Source organism: Gemmobacter caeruleus (assembly GCF_008271655.1).
Lineage (GTDB): Bacteria > Pseudomonadota > Alphaproteobacteria > Rhodobacterales > Rhodobacteraceae > Gemmobacter > Gemmobacter caeruleus.
Genome location: NZ_VKKX01000054.1, coordinates 36,080 through 52,200, shown reverse-complemented (window position 1 = coordinate 52,200; position 16,121 = coordinate 36,080). Strand labels below are relative to the sequence as shown.

The window sequence follows — 16,121 nt, the reverse complement described above, 5'->3', positions numbered from 1 at the left end:
AGTAACTGGGGGGAAGGGAGAGCCTCAGCCAAGGCTGCTCTCGTAATCGGCATAGCCGAATTCGCGTTTCAGGCTCAGCGAGCCGTCCAGTTCCCGCACGACGATGCTGGGCATCTTCACGCCGTTGAACCAGTTTTTCTTGACCATCGTATAGCCGGCCGCATCGGCGATCGACAGCCGGTCGCCCACCGACAGCGGCGTGGGAAAGCTGAATTCGCCAAAGATATCGCCGGCCAGACAGGATTTGCCGCAGATCATCCAGGGGTGATCGCCCGCGACCTCCATCTTCGCGGCCTGCCGATAGATCAGCAGGTCCAGCATATGCGCCTCGACCGAGGCATCCACGATGGCCAGATCCTTGCCGTTGTTCAGCGTGTCGATCACCGTCACCTCAAGGCTGGCGGAATTGGTGATCGCGGCCTCGCCGGGTTCCAGGTAGACCTGCACGCCAAAACGATCCTGAAAGGCGCGCAGCCGCGCCGCCAGCTTGTCCACCGGATAGCCTTCGCCGGTGAAATGGATGCCGCCGCCGAGGCTGACCCATTTCAGGCGTTTCAGCAGGTCGCCGAACTCGGCCTCGATCCGCGAAAGCTGGGTGTCGAACAGGTCGAAGTCCGCATTCTCGCAATTGTAATGAATCATGAAGCCCGAGATGCGGTCCATCACGGTTTCGATCTTGCGCGCATCCCATTCGCCCAGACGGCTGAACGGGCGCGCCGGATCGGCCAGATCAAAGCCCGAGGTGCTGAAGCGCGGGTTCAGCCGCAGCCCGCGTTCGATCTGCGCCGACTGATTGTCGAAGCGTTCAAGCTGGCCGATGGAATTGAAGATGATCTTGTCGGCATAGCCCACGGCCTCGGCGATCTCGTGATCGGACCAGCCCACCGAATAGGCATGGGTTTCCTTGCCGAACTTCTCGCGCCCCAGCCGCAGCTCGTACAGGCTGCTGGAGGTCGTGCCGTCCATATGTTCGCGCATCTGGTCAAAGACCGGCCAGGTGGCGAAACATTTCAGGGCAAGCAGGGCCTTGGCGCCCGACTGCGCGCGCAGCCGGTCGATGATCTCCATGTTGCGCGAAAGCTTCGCCCGGTCGATCAGGTAGTAAGGCGTCTGGATCATAAAGAATCCCCCCCGGGGCCAAAAGGGACAAGAGCGGCCCAAATAGGGCCTAACCCCCCGATGCGCAAGGGATGTGACAGAAAAGCCGCCGGATCGGGCAGAATGCAGGTTTATTCGGCGCGGGCCAACATGCGCCCCAGCACCCGCCCGCCCAGCACATGCAGGTGGAAATGCGGCACTTCCTGCACGCCATGGGCGCCGGCATTGGTGATGGCGCGGAAGCCCTGCCCCCCCTCGCCCGGCTGCACGCCGGTCATCGCACAGACCTGCGCGACGGCGCGGTGGAAATCGACGATCTCGGCATCCGAGGCATCGCGGCAGAAATGGTCATAGGTGACATAAGGCCCCTTGGGGATCACCAGCACATGCACCGGCGCCTGCGGCCCGATATCGTGGAAAGCCAGCGTATGTTCGGTTTCCAGCACAGTCTTGTTGGGGATTTCGCCGCGCAGGATACGGGCAAAGATGTTCTGGGGGTCGTAGTCATAGGGCATGGTCAGTCCACGAACAGATAATGGGTTTCGGCGATCCGCTTCGCCTCGTCGCGCGGCACACCCAGAAAGGCGGCCAGCGGGCCGGTATTCTCCTCCACAGTGGCAGATTGGCGCAGACGATGGAAGTTCTCGAAATCGGCATCGCGCAGGCGGTCGCTTTCAAACTTCACGTCATAGCGGATGGTCGGCAACAGCCGCTCCAGCGTCTCGACCGGGGTGCTGTCGCCGGCCAGACCGACGCGCCGGGCATGACCCAGCAGGTAGTCGTCGCTGAAGTCGCATTCGATCTCCAGCAGGCGGACGGTCGATTTGTCGTGATAGAAATCCTGGATCAGCTCGATATTGGCGGGGTCGATGCACAGGATCAGCTTGTCGGTATTCCAGTAGTCGAACAGCATCCGCACCAGCGCGCGGCGGTGGCGGGTGCGCTTTTCCAGCGTGGTCTGGATGCCGCCCAGATCGGGCACCGCCGTCGCGGCCTCATCGAACAGGTAATCCACCGCCGCGACACCGGACACCTGCCGGGCCTTGTCCACCAGACGCTTGGCGACGTGCCATTTCTTGCAGGTCACGATCAGCAACGTGCGTTCGCGCCCCAGGCTTGCCTCGGTTTCCCAGAAGCGCGGCGCGAAACGGCGGCCGATGCGGCCCCGGCCGGTGAGGAACTTGAACAGGCTGCGCCCCTCGTTCGAGATGGGAAACACCTCGCCCTCGGAATTGTAAAGATCGCCCAGCCGCTGCTTGAGCTGCCGCGCATCGGGCGAGATCTTGCGCGCAAACAGATAGTCCTGTGACACGAGCAGGTTGTAGTGATCGTTGTAAAAGGTCACCGGCATCCCGTAATCGGTGAACATCAGGAAGGTCAGGGTCCGGGTGCGGATCTCGTCCTGCGGCACAAGATGGCGGACCAGCGTCTGAAAGAAGGTCTCATCCGGGATCCAGGTGGTGCGGAAGAACGCCATGACGTCGCTGCGCTTGCGGCAGAAATCCAGGATCCATTCCACCGTGCGCCGCCGCAGGCACCACCACTGGCTGCCGATCTGGATCGCCAGATCCTCGGGGATCTGCCGCTCCAGCCCGAATCGTTGCTGCATCCCCATCGAGGCGTAGAACAGCCATTTCTGGGTGCGTTCGTTGAACCAGTGCCGATAGATCAGCCTTTCGCCCTTGATCCCGGTCTTGATCCAGTCCGAGGTGAAGAAATCGAAGCTTTCGATGTAATCCACCTCGTCGCGGTCGAGGAAGGCATGGGCATATTCGGCCGATTTGATCGGCATGCAGTCGCCCGACAGCATGTAGAAATGCGTCGCGCGCGGAAAGGCCTCCACCGCCGCCTGCACCGCCAGAAGCGTGGCATCGACCAGGCTCCATTCCCCCCATCCGCATTTCCGCCGGCGCCGCGCGAAGGCGACGGAACGGTTCGGCGCCAGCGCGCTGCGGATCCGGTCATAATCGGCCTTGCGGGCGCGGGCGTCGAAATGGATGGCGACATAGTCACCCGCCGCGGTCAGGCGTTCGGCCTGCGCGATGATCCCGTCCGGGTCTTTGTGACACAAAAGAATGTAGGCGATTTTTGCCATTCAGGAAACTCGAACCACACTTTGCGAGTATTGTCTCCATAAAGTGCTTTACGGGTCATTGAAAAGACAGAGTTTGTTTGCTTTTTTCCGACCATGACAATGCAACCCGTGCGGCCGCGCGGAGATTGCGGATTGGAGGCGAGAGAGATGGGTTTTCCCGGCACCTGGATGACCGAGAGTGAAAGTGTTGTGTACCGTGTGGTGCCGAAATGTGCCTGCTCGTCCATCGGGCAGATCATGTTCTATTCCGACCATGGCAAGTTCTTTGATGGCGATATCCACGATTCGACCGCGGGCCTGCACAAGTGGAGCCAGGAGATCAGCCAGCCGCTGATCGAGGCGAATGTGAAGGGGCACAAGTCCTACGCCTTTACCTGCGTGCGCAACCCCTATGCGCGGATCCTGTCATCGTTCTTTGACAAGATCTGCGGCATCCAGCGCAACGGCAAGCGCTATCGCGGCAATCTGGTGCCGCTGCTGATCCAGAAATACGGGATCGAGGTGGGCGACCCGGAAAACGGGTTCGAATTCGATCAGATCCGCAGCTTCCGCCGGTTTCTGCTGTTCGCGCGCGACACCATCCGCTTTCGCAAGCCGATGGAGCCGGACATCCACTGGTCGGCCATGTCGGGCCATATCTCCACCTTCATCGTGAATGGCGGGCAATACGACCACATATTCTTTACCGAAAAGTTCGACGAGGGCATGCAGCACGTCCTCGACAACATCAAGGTGAAGAAGAAGGTGAACCTCAAGAAGATCCCCAAGTTCAACGAGAGCGAGGGCCACGGCCCCAAGCGCGCGCATCCGGTGGCCGATTATTTCGACGACCTGTCGCGCCATCTGGTGTGGGAGATCTACAAGCGCGACTTCCAGTTGTTCAAATACGATTTCGACGACCCGAACAACAAGATGCCGATCGGCGAGATCGACCTTGAGGAGGTCCACGCCAAGCTGGGCGACTGACCGGGCGCGACTTAGGTCGAATAGGCAATTTCCCCGCGCGCTCTAGGCTGGGCGCATGTGGCGCATGCTTGTCCTTCTGTTCCTGCTTGCAACGCCCCTTGCCGCGGCCCCCCTGTCGCGCGAGGGGCTGGAGCCGCTGATCCTTGCGCCCTATGCGCTTGGCGATCCGGTGAATGACAAGGGCGTCTGGAGCCTGCGCAATTCCGGCGGGGGCGAGGCGGGTTATGTCTTTGAAACCGGCGAACTGGCGCCGCTGCCCGGCTTTTCCGGCCAGCCGATCAACATGCTGGTGCTGCTCGATCTTGAGGGGCGGTTCATCGACGTGCGGCTGTTGGCGCAGAACGAGCCGATCTTCGTCTCGGGCCTGGGCGAGGCACCGTTCCGCGCCTTTCTGGACCAGTATCGGGGTCATGCGATCAACGAACCGCTGGTCGTCGGCACCCCCTATGGCGAGGGCGGCGCGGCCTCGGACAATGTCTATCTCGACGGGGTGACCAAGGCCACGGCCAGCGTGCGCATCGCGCATGAATCCATTCTCGCCGCCACGCTGGCCGTGGCGCGGGAAAAGATGCAAGGGGTCAGTGCCGGCCCGCCCCCCCGCCCCGACCCCGCCCATGATGAACGGCTGGGTTGGGCCGATCTGCTGGAACAGGGGCTGGTCGGGCGGCTGACCGTGTCGGAAACCGATCTGGACGCGGCCTTTGCCGGCACGAAATGGGCCGCCGACGGCGATGCGGCACCGGGCGACACGCCCTATATCGACCTTTACGTCATCGACCTCGGCCCGCCGGCTCTGGCGCGTGCCGTGCTGGCGCCCGATACGCTGGCCGAGATTGCACGTTTTTCCAGCCGCGCGCCGGATGACGAACTGTTCCTGCTGATCGAGGCCGGGCGGCATGGCCTGGTATCGGAGGATTTCGTGCGCAACACCGCGCCCGACCGGCTGTCGGCCCAGCAAGACGGGTTGCCGCTGGCGCTGCGCGATGCCGATATCCTGCCCTCGCTGGCCTCCGATCTGCCCGGCGACCTGCATGACGCCACCCAGATGGTGCTGCGGCTGGATCGCCGGCTGGGTTTCGATCCGACCCGGCCCTGGGATCTGAGCCTTCAGGCCATCCGCCTGCATGGCCAGTTTCAGCCCGAACCGGGATCGGCGTATTTCAGTGTGACGCTGGCCACGCCGGAGCGGTTCTTCCTGCGCCCCGAGGCGCCGGCGCCGCTGTCGCCCTTTGCCGAGGCGCTGCGCAATCGCGCGGGCGATCTGGTCTGGCTGGGCCTGTTTCTCGCCCTGCTGTTCGGGCTGCTGTCGATGCAGTCGCGGCTGGCGGCGCAGCGCCATTTCACCGCGATCCGGTTGGGCCTGCTGGCGGTGATGACCGGCTTTGTCGGCTTTTGGGGGCAGGGGCAATTGTCGGTCGTCACCATCCTGGCCTTTCTGCGCGGGCTGGTCGGCGGCGGGTTGGAGGTGCTGCTTTATGACCCGTTCGGGCTGATGGTCTGGGCGGCGGCGGGGCTCGGCTTTCTGCTTTGGGGGCGCGGTTTTTTCTGTGGCTGGCTCTGCCCGTTCGGTGCCTTGCAGGAATTCGCCCATCACCTTGGCCGCCTGTTGCGCCTGCCGCAATGGGAGCCGCCGCCGACCCTTGGCCGCGCGCTGCTCTGGACGGGGCCGGTGGCCCTTGTGGCGCTGATCGCCATCGCCTTTCTTTCCCCCGACCGGGCCGAGGCGGTGGCCGAGATCGAACCGTTCAAGACCGCGATCACCGTGCATTTTGCCCGCCCCCTGCCCTATGTGCTGTGGGCGGCGGGATGGATCGCGGTCTCGGCGGTGTGGTTCAAGGGCTTTTGCCGGTCGCTCTGCCCCCTGGGCGCGGCGATGCGGCTGGGCGGGATGCTGCGCCTGCGCCGCTGGATTCCGCGCCGCGACGCCTGCGGCACGCCCTGCCAGCTTTGCCGGGTGAAATGCCGCTATCAGGCCATCGCCCCTAAGGGCGAGATCCGGTATTCAGAATGTTTCCAATGCCTTGACTGTGTAAAAATCCATGACGACCCGGGCCAGTGCGTGCCGCTGGTTCTGGCGGCGAAACGGGCGCGGAGGGCGGCATGAAGCGGCGGCGGTTCCTGCATGTTCTGGCGGCGGCAATGGCCTTTCCGGCCCGGGCCGACACGCTTTGGCGCGGGCGGGCCTTCGGCGCGGATCTGGTGATCCAGACCGACGGCCCCGCGCCGATGCGCGCGATCCTGTCGGAGATCGCAGCGATCGAGGCCGCGTTTTCGCTGATGGCCGACAGCGAGCTGACCCGGCTGAACGCCCGGGGCCAGGCACCCGGCTCTGCCCGGATGCGCGCCGTTCTGGCACAGGCGGCACAGGTTCATGCGGCAACGGGCGCCGCCTTTGACCCGACGGTGCAGCCGCTCTGGCAGGCGCTGGCACAGGGGGGCGACGGGCGGGTGGCGCGCGGGCGGATCGGGTTTGACCGGCTGCGCATCGGGCGCGACATCCGGCTGGCCCCGGGTCAGGCCCTGACGCTGAACGGCATCGCGCAGGGCCATGCCGCCGACCGCATCCGCGCGATCTGTGCCGCGCAGGGGCTGCGCCATGCGCTGATCGACATGGGCGAATTCGCGGCCATCGGCGGCGCGTTCCGGCTGGGGATCGAGGATCCGCAGACCGGCCTGCTGGGCTGGCGCAGCCTGACCGGCGGCGCCATGGCCACCAGCTCCCCCGCCGCGCTGTCGCTGCCCGGCGGCAGCCATATCCTTGGCCCGCGGGGCGAGGTGCCGCTCTGGTCCACCGTCACGGTGCAGGGGCCAGAGGCGGCGATCTGCGACGCGGCCTCCACCGCCTTCGTGCTGATGCCCGAGCCGGCCATCCGCAAGGCGGCGGCCGCGCTCGGGCTGTGGTCGGTGCTGCTGGTCGATGCGGCCGGCGATCTGCGCGAAATCGCCCTTACCTGACCGGCGCCATGTAATCGACGCCATAGCCCGCGAAAATCGCCGCGATGCGCCCATCTGCCAGCGCGGCGGCGATGGCATCGTCCACCGCATAGGCCAGCGGCCGGTGCTGGAACGACACCGCCACCCCCAGCGTCCATTTCGACCGCGCCAGCCCCAGTAGGCCCGGCTCATGCACCGCCAGCCCCTCGGTCATCGCAGCGTCGATTTCCGCGCGCGGCCCCATCACCGCCATGACCTCATGCCGGGCCAGGCCCTCCATGGCCGCGCCGGTGGATTTGAAGCGATGCACCTTGTCGGCCGTCGCCCCATGCGCCACCGACGTCAGGAAGAAATCGGAGATCGAGTCATTCTCCACCCCCACCGGATCATAGCGGAACACCGCCGGGGTCGGGCCCTTTTCGGGGTAGGATGCCAGATCATAGGCAATCGCCAGCCGTTCCGAGGCATATTGCCCGGTAAACACCACCTGATCGAAACGGCAGGCATAATCCACGTCATAGGGCACATGCAGCATGACATTGGAAACATGCCCGCCGACCGCCGCGCCCTTGTAGACGTAATTCAGCAGATCGGCATCCAGCGTCTCGCCCGCCGTGACCAGACGGATGCGTGCCTCCACCCCCAGATCGGCGGCGATCAGGCGGGCGATATCCACGTCGATGCCGCGCGGCTGACCGGCCTCTTGCCAGGACCAGGGGCGGTAATCCTCATAAAGCGCGAATTCGATCCACCCATCCTCGCGGATACGATCCAGCGACCGGCCGATATCCTGCGGCGCGGTGTTTTGCAGGCGCTGTTCCGGCGCCACCCCCTCGCAAGCGGCAAGGGCCGGGCGGGGGGTAAACCCCAGCCCGGCCAGCGCCAGCACCATCGCCGCCAGAACCCCGCGGCGCCCGGGCCTGCCGCGCGCGCGCATCACTGCGCCGCGGACAGGCCGATGGTCAGCACCTCGGCCGCGTGCTTGAAGCTGGCAGGATCGTCGGTCAGCGTCTCGGCGGCGCGGCTGACCACGCTGTCGGCCACGGGGGCGCCCGAGGCGGTCTTGACCTCGGCGGCGATCTGCATGAGCTCGGCCTTGATCGCGGCGCCATCGCCCTGTCCGGCGGCCAGTTCATCACGCAGCTTGTGCAACCGGTCGGAATGGCCATCCAGCGCGCCATCCTCGGGGCGCGTCTCGATATAGGTGCGGATCGCCCAGCCGGCCTTCTGGCCCAGAACCTCGCCAAAGGCGGGCATCTTGGTGGTGCCGTCCTGGGTGTAGCCATGCTGGAACCGTTCGGCGAACCATTCATCGCCATATTCCGCCGCCTCAAGGAAACGCAGGTCGGGGGCCAGGCCGCCCGACACCGCGCCAAGCCCATGGCAGCGGGCGCAGTTCTGGTTATAGCCGGAATCGCCGATATGCAGGGCGGCGCGCCAGGTTTCCTCGCCGGCCTTCTCGGCGCGGTAGGGGTTTTCGGTCAGCCATTCCTCGCCCACATCGGGCAGGGCATCGGTGTTCACGGGCTGGGGCGCCACATCGCCATGCGCCAGAACGGCGACAGGCGCCAGCGCGGGGGCCATGAGGCCGGCAAGCGTCAGGGCCGCGACAACGCGGCGGCTGCGGGTGTCGAGCATCTCTCTCTCCCTCTCGATCCACTGTTCCTTGGGATTAACCGGCCTGCCCGCCCCGGCGCCATTCGACCTTGGTCGCGACCAGAGCAAACTGGCGGCAAACCGGGCGCAAACCGTATTGGCCAATGGTCTAATAGAGCGCCGCCGCCACCCGGGTTTAGGCTTTTTCCCGAGGGCCCGATGCCGGGGCAAGGGAGGATGCGATGAAACGACTCTGGGGCTGCCTGCTGGCGGCATGTATGGCAATGGGCGCCGTCGGTGCCCGGGCCGAAGACCTGCCGGTGCTGAAGGTCGCCGCGCTTGAGGGCGGCACGGTCAACTGGGAACTCGATACGATCCGCCATTACGGGCTGGACAAGGCCGAGGGCTTTGAGCTGGAGGTGATGCCGGTGGCGGGCAATCCGGCGGCGCAAGTGGCCCTGCAAGGCGGCGAGGCCGATGCCATCGTGACCGACTGGTTCTGGGTCGCGCGGATGCGGGCCGAGGGGCAGGATTTCACCTTCATCCCCTATTCGCGCGCCGTGGGCGGGCTGATGGTGCGCCCCGAGGGCGGCATCGCCTCGCTGGGCGATCTGAAGGGCAAGAAGATCGGCATCGCCGGTGGCCCGCTGGACAAAAGCTGGCTGATCCTGCGCGCCTATGCGCAAAAGGAACTGGGGCTGGACCTGGCGACCGAGACCGAACAGGTGTTCGGCGCGCCGCCCCTGATCATGGAATCGGCCCTGTCGGGCGAGGTGGATGCCGCCATCAACTTCTGGCATTTCATGGCCAAGATGGAGACGCGCGGCATGACCACGCTGGTCAGCGTGTCGGACGCGGCACAGGCGCTTGGCCTTGACCCCGAAACCCCGCTTCTGGGCTATGTGGTGTCAGACCGTCTGGTCGCGGAACGCCCCGCGATGGTGGCCGGGCTGAAACGTGCCTCGCGCGCCGCCAAGGAACTGCTGGCGCGTGACGAAGCGGCCTTTGCCCGGCTGCGCGACCAGATGAACGCCAAGAATGACGCGCAATATGCGGCGCTGGTGGCGGGCTATCGCGCCGGCATCCCCGCGGATGCGCCGGTCGATCAGGCTGCGGCGGGGCGGATGCTGGCCCTGATGGCCGATCTGGGCGGAGAAGAGCTGGTGGGCAAGGTGCATGACCTGCCGCCCGGCACCTTCCTGTCGCAATAGGGCATGCTGGGCTTGGCGCGCCCCGCCGCCCCCCCGGCTCCGGCCCTGACGGCCCCGCCCCCCGCGCCGGGGGCGGGGCCGCTGCGCCCGATGCTGTCGGTGCTGGCGCTGATCGGGGTCTGGGCGGCCGGGGCGGCGCTGCTGGACGACCCCCTGCGCGCGCCCGGCCCGGCGCAGGTGCTGCCCGCCCTGTGGGAGGGGCTGGCCTCAGGGCGGATGTGGGCCGATCTGGGCGCGACACTGGGCCGGGTGGCGGCGGCCTTCGTGCTGGCCATGGGGCTGGGCACGGCGCTTGGCATCGGCCTTGGCCTGTCGCGCCGCGCGAATGACTGGCTCGACCCCTGGCTCACGGTCTGGAACAACATCCCGGCGCTGGTGCTGATCGTGCTGTGTTACCTCTGGATCGGGCTGAACGAGACGGCGGCAATCGCCGCCGTGGCGCTGAACAAGGTGCCGCTGGTCGCCGTGATCCTGCGCGAGGGCGTGCAGGCCCGCGACCCGGCCCTGGCCGAGATGGCCCGCGCCTTTCGCATGGCGCCGCTGGCACGGCTGCGCCATATCCTGCTGCCGCAACTGGTGCCGCATCTGCTTGCCGCCGCGCGGGCGGGGGTTTCGCTGATCTGGAAGATCGTGCTGGTGGTCGAATTTCTGGGCCGCTCCAACGGCATCGGCTTTCGCATCCATCTGAATTTCCAGATGTTCGACATTACCGGCGTTCTGGCCAATGCGCTGGCCTTCGTGGCGGTCATGCTGGCGGTGGAATGGCTGGTGCTGGCGCCGCTGGCGCGCCGCGCAACGGGCTGGAGGGCGGCGGCATGATCCGGCTGGACCTGCGGGGCAAATCCTTTGGCGCAACCGCGATCCTGGGGCCCTTGTCGCTTGCCGTCGCACCGGGCGAGGTGCTGGGGATCGAGGGGTCGTCGGGCGCGGGCAAAAGCACGCTTTTGCGCATCCTCGCCGGGGTGGATACGCGCTTCGATGGCGATCTGCATCCCGCCGGACGCAGCGCGATGGTCTTTCAGTCGCCCACGCTGATGCCCTGGCGGCGGGTGATCGACAATGTCACCCTGCCCACGGGCGCGACCGGGGCCGAGGCGCGGGGCTGGCTGGCGCGGGTCGGGCTGGCGGGGATGGAACAGCACTGGCCGGGGCAATTGTCCCTGGGTCAGGCGCGGCGCGTCGGGCTGGCCCGCGCCTTTGCCGCCCGCCCCGAGGTGCTGATCCTGGACGAACCCTTTGTCTCGCTCGATCAGGAACGGGTGGAGGATTTGCTGGATCTGACCGCCGCGCTGATCGCGGAGACGCGACCCGCCGTCATCCTCGCCTCGCATTCCGAGGCCGAGCTGGCGCGGCTGACCACAAGGCGGGCGCGGTTGGAAGGGCGCCCGGCGCGGCTGCTTTCGCGCTAGCCTTCCCCGCGGGCGGGGCGGGTGCGCGCGGGTTCATAGCCCCAGACCGCCAGCGCAAAGAACAGCCCGCCCGCCAGCACCGTCCAGCCCAAGGCAGGCAGGTTGACCTGGCCATAAAGCGCGAAACGCACCAGTTCGACCGCATGGGTAAACGGATTCGCGCGGCAGATCATGGCCAGCAGGGGCGAGCTTTCCTGCATCTTCCACAGCGGATAAAGCGCCGAAGACAGGAAGAACATCGGGAAGATCACGAAATTCATCACCCCCGCGAAATTCTCCAGCTGCCGCACGCGCGACGACAGGAACAGACCAAGCGCCCCCAGCATCAGCCCCGCCAGCACCAGCGCGGGAATCGCCGCCAGATAGCCCGCCGGGCTGAAGCGGATGCCATAGGCGGCGGCGATGGCCAGAAAGGCCGCCACCTGCAACAGCGCCACCGCCGCCCCCGCCACCAGCTTGGCCCCCAGCAGGAACCAGCGCGGCCAGGGCGCGGTCAGCATCAGCCGCATCGTGCCGCTTTCGCGGTCATTCACCAGGCTGAGCGAGCTTTGCATCCCGGCAAACAGCAGGATCATGCCGCACAGGCCGGGGGCGATATAGGTCTCGTAGGTGATATAGGTCTTGTAGGGCGGGATGATCGACAGGCCAAGCGCCGCCCGGAACCCCGCCGCAAAGACGAAAAGCCAGACCAGCGGCCGCACCAGCGCGGCGAAGAAGCGTTCGCGCTGTGTCAGGAACCGCGCGACCTCGCGGGTCAGGATGGCGGTGGCGGCGCGCAGGGCGGTCATGCGGCAGCCCCCGTCTGTGCCAGAAACCAGTCCTGCAAGGGCTGCGCCCCGCGCACCGCCCCCACCTGCCCCGCCGCCGCGACCTTCCCGCGATGCAGCAGCACCAGATCGTCGCTGTCGCGCAGTTCATCCACCAGATGCGTGGCCCAGAGAACGGCGATCCCCTCGGCGGTCAGGTCATGGACATGGGCGGTGATCGCCGCGCGGGCGGGGGCATCCAGACCCACGGTCGGTTCGTCCAGCAAGAGAAGCCGCGGGCGGTGCAAAAGGGCGCGGGCGATCTCCATCCGCCGGCGATGCCCGCCATTCAGCGCGCCCACCTTTTCACCCGCCCGTTCGGCCATGCCCAGCCGGGCCAGCGCCCCGGCGATGCGGCGATCGGCCTCGGCGCGGGTCAGGCCCTGAAGCGCCGCAAAATAATGCAGGTTGGCGACCACGCTGCGATCCAGATCATAGGTCGGCTGCTGGAACACCACCCCCATGCCGGCCAATGCCCGGCGCGGCGCGCGGCCCATATCCTGCCCCGCCACCAGCACCACAGCCGGCGCGGGCCGGATCAGCCCGGTCAAGACCGCCATCAGCGTCGATTTGCCGGCGCCGTTCGGCCCCAGCAGCGCGCAGAACCTCCCCGGCGCCAGGCTGAAGGACACATCGCGCAGCGCGGGTTTGCCGCCCCAGGCGTGGTTCAGCCCCGAAACGGCAAGCGCGGCGTCATTCAATGGTGATCTCGATCCGCTGCGCATCGCTGCTCGCTCCGGGAATTTCCAGAGCATAGCGCCCGGGTTTGACCGCGACAAAGCCGATCTCCATCGTGCCGGCGCGGTCGAATTCGATCGAATGCAGGCCCATCGGGCGGATCTCCAGCCCCTTGATGACCACCTCGTCCACCCAGATCGCGCGAAAGAAATCGCTGCCCTGAAGGCCGATCTCGCCCGATCCGTCGGCGGTGATCTCCACCTCGTAATAACGGCCGGATTTCAGCGCCCAGGGGCCGCCCAGCGGCTCGCCCACCGACAGGATCACCTCGGGCAGGTCTTCCTTGTTGCCGCCCGCCAGCAGGCCCGCCGGCGGTGCCGCGTCGTCGTCCTCGCTCTCCGCCAGGGCGGGAAAGGCGGCAGTCAGGGCAAGGGCAAGGATCAGCGCAAGACGCATGGCAGGCTCCGTCAGTTGGGGGTCGGGCGCGCGGCGGCGCCCCAGGGAAAGCGGCCGACCTTGACCGTCGCAATCGGCTCCAGCGAGGCGAGGTCGATCACCGTCACATCGCCCGAGACGCCATTGGTGGTGAAAAGCCGTGTCTGATCGGGCGAGAGTTCCATATGCCAGACGCGGCGGCCGACCAGGATATAGCGCTCCACCTCCAGCGTGGCGGCATTCACCACAGCGACATGGTTCGCCGGCCCAAGCGCCACAAAGACGCGCTGCCCGTCAGGCGAAAAGCGCATGCCCACGGGTTGCAGCTTTTCGGGCTGGATGCCGGTGATGGCAAAGCCGATCCTGCCCTTTTCGGCCTGGGTAGCGGTGTCGAACACCGTCACCGTGCCGCCGATTTCGGAACTGACCCAAAGCTCGGTCCCGTCGGGGCGGAATTCGGCGTGGCGGGGGCGGCTGTCCACCAGCGTATTGGCGATGATCTTGTGGGTTTCGGTGTCGATCCAATGCGCCATGTTGGTGGTTTCAGAGGTGGTGACCTGAATGCGCCCGTCGGGCGAGATGCCCATCCCTTCGGGTTCCACGCCCACGTCGATCTGCGTCACCACCGTGCGGCTTTCGGTATCGACCACGGTGGTGATCGCGTCATCCTCGTTGGCGATGTAAAGCAGCCGGTCATCGGGGGCGAGGACGAATTGCTCCGGGTCTTCGCCCGAGGGCAGGTCATGCAGGATCTGCCCGGTATCGGGATCCATCACCTGCACCGCGTCACTATCCGAGGCACAGATGTAAAGCCGCTTGAAATCCTTGGAAAAGGTGATGCCGCGCGGGCGTTCGCCGGTGGGATAGGTGGCCTTCACTTCCAGGGTGCGCGCGTCAATCACGCTGACCGTATCGTCGATCTCGTTCGTGACCCAGATCTCGTCTGCCAGTGCTGGCGCAAGGCTGAGCGACAGCGCGGTGCCCATCAGAATGCTGCGGATCATGGTCCCTCCTGAAAGGCGGTGCAAAGGGTTTCGGGCTGGTCGGGGCCCAGCGTATCAAGCTCGTTGACCGCATGCAGGAACCCCTCGAACGGGGCGAGGCCAACCACCGCGCGTTCGGTCACGATGGGGATGGGCTGGCGCATCTGCCCATCCCAGGCCCGAAAGCTGAGCGGGCGGCCCAGAAAGCCCGCGATGCGCGCGCGATCAGACAGCAGATAGCTTCGCAGCGCCGCAGGATCGGCGGTCGCGGTGCGGGTGGTGGCGTCACCCAGAGCGGCGATGGCGGCCCAGGCGGCGAAATCCGCGGGCGCCATCTCGCGCCCCGCCGTATCGCGAAAGCGGTTCTGCAACTGCGCCGCGCCGTTCTGTTCCACCACCCCCGACCAGCCCAGCGGCTGCGCCCCCTCCGACCCGGCAAGGGGGCGCGGCAGCCAGGTGTTATAGGCGACATAGCGCCCGAAATCGCCCCGCTCATCGGCGATCAGCAACAGGTCATGGTCAGGCAGGTCTTGTGTGAACAGCGGCACCTCGGTCGTGGCGGCGCGGCGCAGATCCGACTGGAAGGGCCAGGTCTTTTCGCCTGCCAGCGAAAGGCCGAACTTGGTCAGGCTGGACCGCATCGCCTCGGCATAGGCCAGATCCTCGGGCAGGGTGCCGGCGATCATGGCAAGGTTCGTCCAGCGTTTCGTCACGATGAACTGCGCCAGCGCATCGGTGCGCATGGCCACCGAGGGCAGGGTATGCAGCAGGTTGGCGCGGCAATCGGCGCCGCGCAGGCTGGTTTCCGGGGCGGCGGTATTCAGGATCAGCGCGTCGCGCGCGGCGGGCAGGTCGGCCAGGGCCAGCAGATCCGCCGCCGGCGCGCTGACCACCAGCAGCCGCGCGCCCTGGGCCAGCGCCGCCTCGGCCGCGGGCAGAAAGGGCGCCTCGGGCGGGATCACGGTTTCGACCAGTTGATAATCCATGCCGGTAAAGCGCCCGGTCGTCGCGATATCCGCCACGCTCAGCCTTGCGCCGTCAAGCCCCAGCCGCTCGGGCCGGGCCTGCATGTTCGACTGCACCGGCGGCGGCGTTACCTGCCGTTCCAGCCAGTCGATTCGAATGGTTTCCGCCGCCGCCGGTGCCGCGATCAGCGACAAGGCCAGACAGACCGATATGCGTGCCATGTCGTCCTCCCGCCCCCAGACTGCGAGAGGGGGGATAGCGCAGCAATAAGACCAATGTCTTAGACGCTGCCCCGCCACGGGCACGCCATGCCGTGCTACGATGGGCCACCCGGATCGAGGAGGATCGAGATGCGCAAGATGCTGCAACTGGCGCTGCTGTTGGGCGTGACCGCCCTGCCCGCCGCCGCCGACCCTGTCGAAGGCGGCGGCGATCTGAACCCCGAGGAAATGACGCTGGAACGCATGATGCGCAACATCGAGCGCGGCGAAACCTCGATGACGACCTGCGCCAGCGGATATTTCATCACCAAATCCGGCCGGCATGTCGAGGCGCGCGAGCTGTTCGAGGCCTGCGCCAATGATGGCTGGACCGGCGCGATGACCTGGATGAGCCAGCTGGAGGATAACGGGCTGGGTGGCCCGCTGGACTCCGACGGCGCGGCGGAATGGGACCGGCAGGCGGCCGAGGCGGGCGACCCGGTCGGGCAGTTCAATTATGGGCTGGATCTGATGCGCGGGCGCGGCGTCGCGCAGGACGAGGCGCGCGGGCGGGCACTGGTGGATGAGGCCGCCCGGGCCGGGCTGCCGGTGGCGCGGCGGTTGCAGGCGGCGGATTACGATCTGGACGAGGTGACGCCCGACGCCGACAACTGGAAATATGCGCCGGTTTCCTGACCCGTTTACGACCAAAGTGCTAGACCGCGCTTGACCTCGATCAACCCG

Annotated in this window: 17 protein-coding genes; 7 read left to right on the top strand and 10 right to left on the bottom strand. The window is 66.6% G+C overall.

From position 1 onward, the window contains the following. Positions 1-24: 24 nt before the first annotated feature. The 3 genes from FOA17_RS18845 to FOA17_RS18835 form a co-directional block, all read right to left on the bottom strand. Entirely contained in the window at positions 25-1,119 is a 1,095-nt protein-coding gene (locus tag FOA17_RS18845) for a carboxynorspermidine decarboxylase (RefSeq protein WP_149143063.1), read from the bottom strand. A gap of 110 nt (positions 1,120-1,229) precedes the next feature. Beyond that, positions 1,230-1,613, bottom strand: coding sequence for an HIT domain-containing protein (locus FOA17_RS18840; RefSeq protein WP_149143062.1), 384 nt, complete (start codon positions 1,611-1,613; stop codon positions 1,230-1,232). A 2-nt stretch (positions 1,614-1,615) separates the two neighbouring features. Then, positions 1,616-3,193 (bottom strand): DUF5928 domain-containing protein, encoded by a 1,578-nt coding sequence (locus FOA17_RS18835; protein WP_149143061.1) that lies wholly within the window; start codon positions 3,191-3,193, stop codon positions 1,616-1,618. Between the two features lie 147 nt (positions 3,194-3,340). On the opposite strand from FOA17_RS18835, the gene FOA17_RS18830 reads away from it, so the two are divergent. The 3 genes from FOA17_RS18830 to FOA17_RS18820 all read left to right on the top strand — a co-directional run bounded on the left by FOA17_RS18830 (position 3,341) and on the right by FOA17_RS18820 (position 7,114). After that, complete coding sequence (locus FOA17_RS18830; protein WP_149143060.1) at positions 3,341-4,159, top strand: sulfotransferase family protein; 819 nt, start codon at positions 3,341-3,343, stop codon at positions 4,157-4,159. 64 nt (positions 4,160-4,223) lie between these two features. Further along, positions 4,224-6,263 (top strand): 4Fe-4S binding protein, encoded by a 2,040-nt coding sequence (locus FOA17_RS18825; RefSeq protein WP_238991892.1) that lies wholly within the window; start codon positions 4,224-4,226, stop codon positions 6,261-6,263. Further along, on the top strand, positions 6,260-7,114 hold the full coding sequence (locus tag FOA17_RS18820; protein WP_149143058.1) for an FAD:protein FMN transferase: 855 nt from the start codon (positions 6,260-6,262) through the stop codon (positions 7,112-7,114). The genes FOA17_RS18825 and FOA17_RS18820 overlap by 4 nt, the downstream gene beginning before the upstream one ends. On the opposite strand, the gene FOA17_RS18815 is transcribed toward FOA17_RS18820, so the two are convergent. Together FOA17_RS18815 and pedF are read right to left on the bottom strand one after the other, a co-directional pair. Beyond that, positions 7,107-8,030, bottom strand: a complete 924-nt coding sequence (locus FOA17_RS18815; protein WP_149143057.1) for a transporter substrate-binding domain-containing protein — start codon at positions 8,028-8,030, stop codon at positions 7,107-7,109. The two genes, FOA17_RS18820 and FOA17_RS18815, sit on opposite strands and share 8 nt — an antisense overlap. Beyond that, the gene (gene pedF / locus FOA17_RS18810) at positions 8,030-8,731 is read right to left on the bottom strand and encodes a cytochrome c-550 PedF (protein WP_162528323.1); all 702 of its coding nucleotides are present in this window, start codon (positions 8,729-8,731) and stop codon (positions 8,030-8,032) included. The genes FOA17_RS18815 and pedF overlap by 1 nt, the downstream gene beginning before the upstream one ends. Before the next feature lie 200 nt (positions 8,732-8,931). On the opposite strand from pedF, the gene FOA17_RS18805 reads away from it, so the two are divergent. From FOA17_RS18805 to FOA17_RS18795, 3 genes are read left to right on the top strand one after another with little or no spacing between them, the layout of a single operon-like run. Next, positions 8,932-9,900, top strand: a complete 969-nt coding sequence (locus tag FOA17_RS18805; protein ID WP_149143056.1) for an ABC transporter substrate-binding protein — start codon at positions 8,932-8,934, stop codon at positions 9,898-9,900. Positions 9,901-9,903: 3 nt separating this feature from the next. Next, positions 9,904-10,719 carry an ABC transporter permease gene (locus FOA17_RS18800; protein ID WP_149143055.1) on the top strand — a complete coding sequence of 272 codons (816 nt, stop codon included), beginning with the start codon at positions 9,904-9,906 and terminating at the stop codon, positions 10,717-10,719. After that, a complete protein-coding gene (locus FOA17_RS18795) occupies positions 10,662-11,309 on the top strand; it encodes an ATP-binding cassette domain-containing protein (RefSeq protein WP_238991891.1) in 648 nt (215 codons plus the stop codon). Before FOA17_RS18800 ends, FOA17_RS18795 begins: the two co-directional genes overlap by 58 nt. Here FOA17_RS18795 and FOA17_RS18790 read toward each other — a convergent pair. From FOA17_RS18790 to FOA17_RS18770, 5 genes are read right to left on the bottom strand one after another with little or no spacing between them, the layout of a single operon-like run. Beyond that, on the bottom strand, positions 11,306-12,097 hold the full coding sequence (locus FOA17_RS18790; protein ID WP_149143054.1) for an ABC transporter permease: 792 nt from the start codon (positions 12,095-12,097) through the stop codon (positions 11,306-11,308). The genes FOA17_RS18795 and FOA17_RS18790 overlap by 4 nt on opposite strands. Further along, positions 12,094-12,816: an ATP-binding cassette domain-containing protein gene (locus tag FOA17_RS18785; RefSeq protein WP_238991890.1), complete on the bottom strand. Its 723-nt coding sequence runs from the start codon at positions 12,814-12,816 to the stop codon at positions 12,094-12,096. The genes FOA17_RS18790 and FOA17_RS18785 overlap by 4 nt, the downstream gene beginning before the upstream one ends. Beyond that, a complete protein-coding gene (locus FOA17_RS18780) occupies positions 12,809-13,249 on the bottom strand; it encodes a cupredoxin domain-containing protein (protein ID WP_149143052.1) in 441 nt (146 codons plus the stop codon). Before FOA17_RS18780 ends, FOA17_RS18785 begins: the two co-directional genes overlap by 8 nt. A gap of 11 nt (positions 13,250-13,260) precedes the next feature. Further along, positions 13,261-14,232 (bottom strand): YVTN family beta-propeller repeat protein, encoded by a 972-nt coding sequence (locus FOA17_RS18775; RefSeq protein WP_149143051.1) that lies wholly within the window; start codon positions 14,230-14,232, stop codon positions 13,261-13,263. Further along, on the bottom strand, positions 14,229-15,398 hold the full coding sequence (locus FOA17_RS18770) for an ABC transporter substrate-binding protein (protein ID WP_149143050.1): 1,170 nt from the start codon (positions 15,396-15,398) through the stop codon (positions 14,229-14,231). Before FOA17_RS18770 ends, FOA17_RS18775 begins: the two co-directional genes overlap by 4 nt. A gap of 129 nt (positions 15,399-15,527) precedes the next feature. On the opposite strand from FOA17_RS18770, the gene FOA17_RS18765 reads away from it, so the two are divergent. Further along, a complete protein-coding gene (locus tag FOA17_RS18765; RefSeq protein WP_338029124.1) occupies positions 15,528-16,073 on the top strand; it encodes a tetratricopeptide repeat protein in 546 nt (181 codons plus the stop codon). Positions 16,074-16,121: the final 48 nt, after the last annotated feature.

What these genes read in the sequence shown, in the direction of transcription:
- FOA17_RS18795 (WP_238991891.1), top strand. Translation starts at nt 10,662, where the DNA reads ATGGCTGGTGCTGGCGCCGCTGGCGCGCCGCGCAACGGGCTGGAGGGC.
- FOA17_RS18830 (WP_149143060.1), top strand. Translation starts at nt 3,341, where the DNA reads ATGGGTTTTCCCGGCACCTGGATGACCGAGAGTGAAAGTGTTGTGTAC.
- FOA17_RS18780 (WP_149143052.1), bottom strand. Translation starts at nt 13,249, where the DNA reads ATGCGTCTTGCGCTGATCCTTGCCCTTGCCCTGACTGCCGCCTTTCCC.
- FOA17_RS18825 (WP_238991892.1), top strand. Translation starts at nt 4,224, where the DNA reads ATGCTTGTCCTTCTGTTCCTGCTTGCAACGCCCCTTGCCGCGGCCCCC.
- FOA17_RS18790 (WP_149143054.1), bottom strand. Translation starts at nt 12,097, where the DNA reads ATGACCGCCCTGCGCGCCGCCACCGCCATCCTGACCCGCGAGGTCGCG.
- FOA17_RS18835 (WP_149143061.1), bottom strand. Translation starts at nt 3,193, where the DNA reads ATGGCAAAAATCGCCTACATTCTTTTGTGTCACAAAGACCCGGACGGG.
- FOA17_RS18840 (WP_149143062.1), bottom strand. Translation starts at nt 1,613, where the DNA reads ATGCCCTATGACTACGACCCCCAGAACATCTTTGCCCGTATCCTGCGC.
- FOA17_RS18800 (WP_149143055.1), top strand. Translation starts at nt 9,904, where the DNA reads ATGCTGGGCTTGGCGCGCCCCGCCGCCCCCCCGGCTCCGGCCCTGACG.
- FOA17_RS18770 (WP_149143050.1), bottom strand. Translation starts at nt 15,398, where the DNA reads ATGGCACGCATATCGGTCTGTCTGGCCTTGTCGCTGATCGCGGCACCG.
- FOA17_RS18845 (WP_149143063.1), bottom strand. Translation starts at nt 1,119, where the DNA reads ATGATCCAGACGCCTTACTACCTGATCGACCGGGCGAAGCTTTCGCGC.
- FOA17_RS18815 (WP_149143057.1), bottom strand. Translation starts at nt 8,030, where the DNA reads ATGCGCGCGCGCGGCAGGCCCGGGCGCCGCGGGGTTCTGGCGGCGATG.
- pedF (WP_162528323.1), bottom strand. Translation starts at nt 8,731, where the DNA reads ATGCTCGACACCCGCAGCCGCCGCGTTGTCGCGGCCCTGACGCTTGCC.
- FOA17_RS18765 (WP_338029124.1), top strand. Translation starts at nt 15,528, where the DNA reads ATGCGCAAGATGCTGCAACTGGCGCTGCTGTTGGGCGTGACCGCCCTG.
- FOA17_RS18805 (WP_149143056.1), top strand. Translation starts at nt 8,932, where the DNA reads ATGAAACGACTCTGGGGCTGCCTGCTGGCGGCATGTATGGCAATGGGC.
- FOA17_RS18820 (WP_149143058.1), top strand. Translation starts at nt 6,260, where the DNA reads ATGAAGCGGCGGCGGTTCCTGCATGTTCTGGCGGCGGCAATGGCCTTT.
- FOA17_RS18775 (WP_149143051.1), bottom strand. Translation starts at nt 14,232, where the DNA reads ATGATCCGCAGCATTCTGATGGGCACCGCGCTGTCGCTCAGCCTTGCG.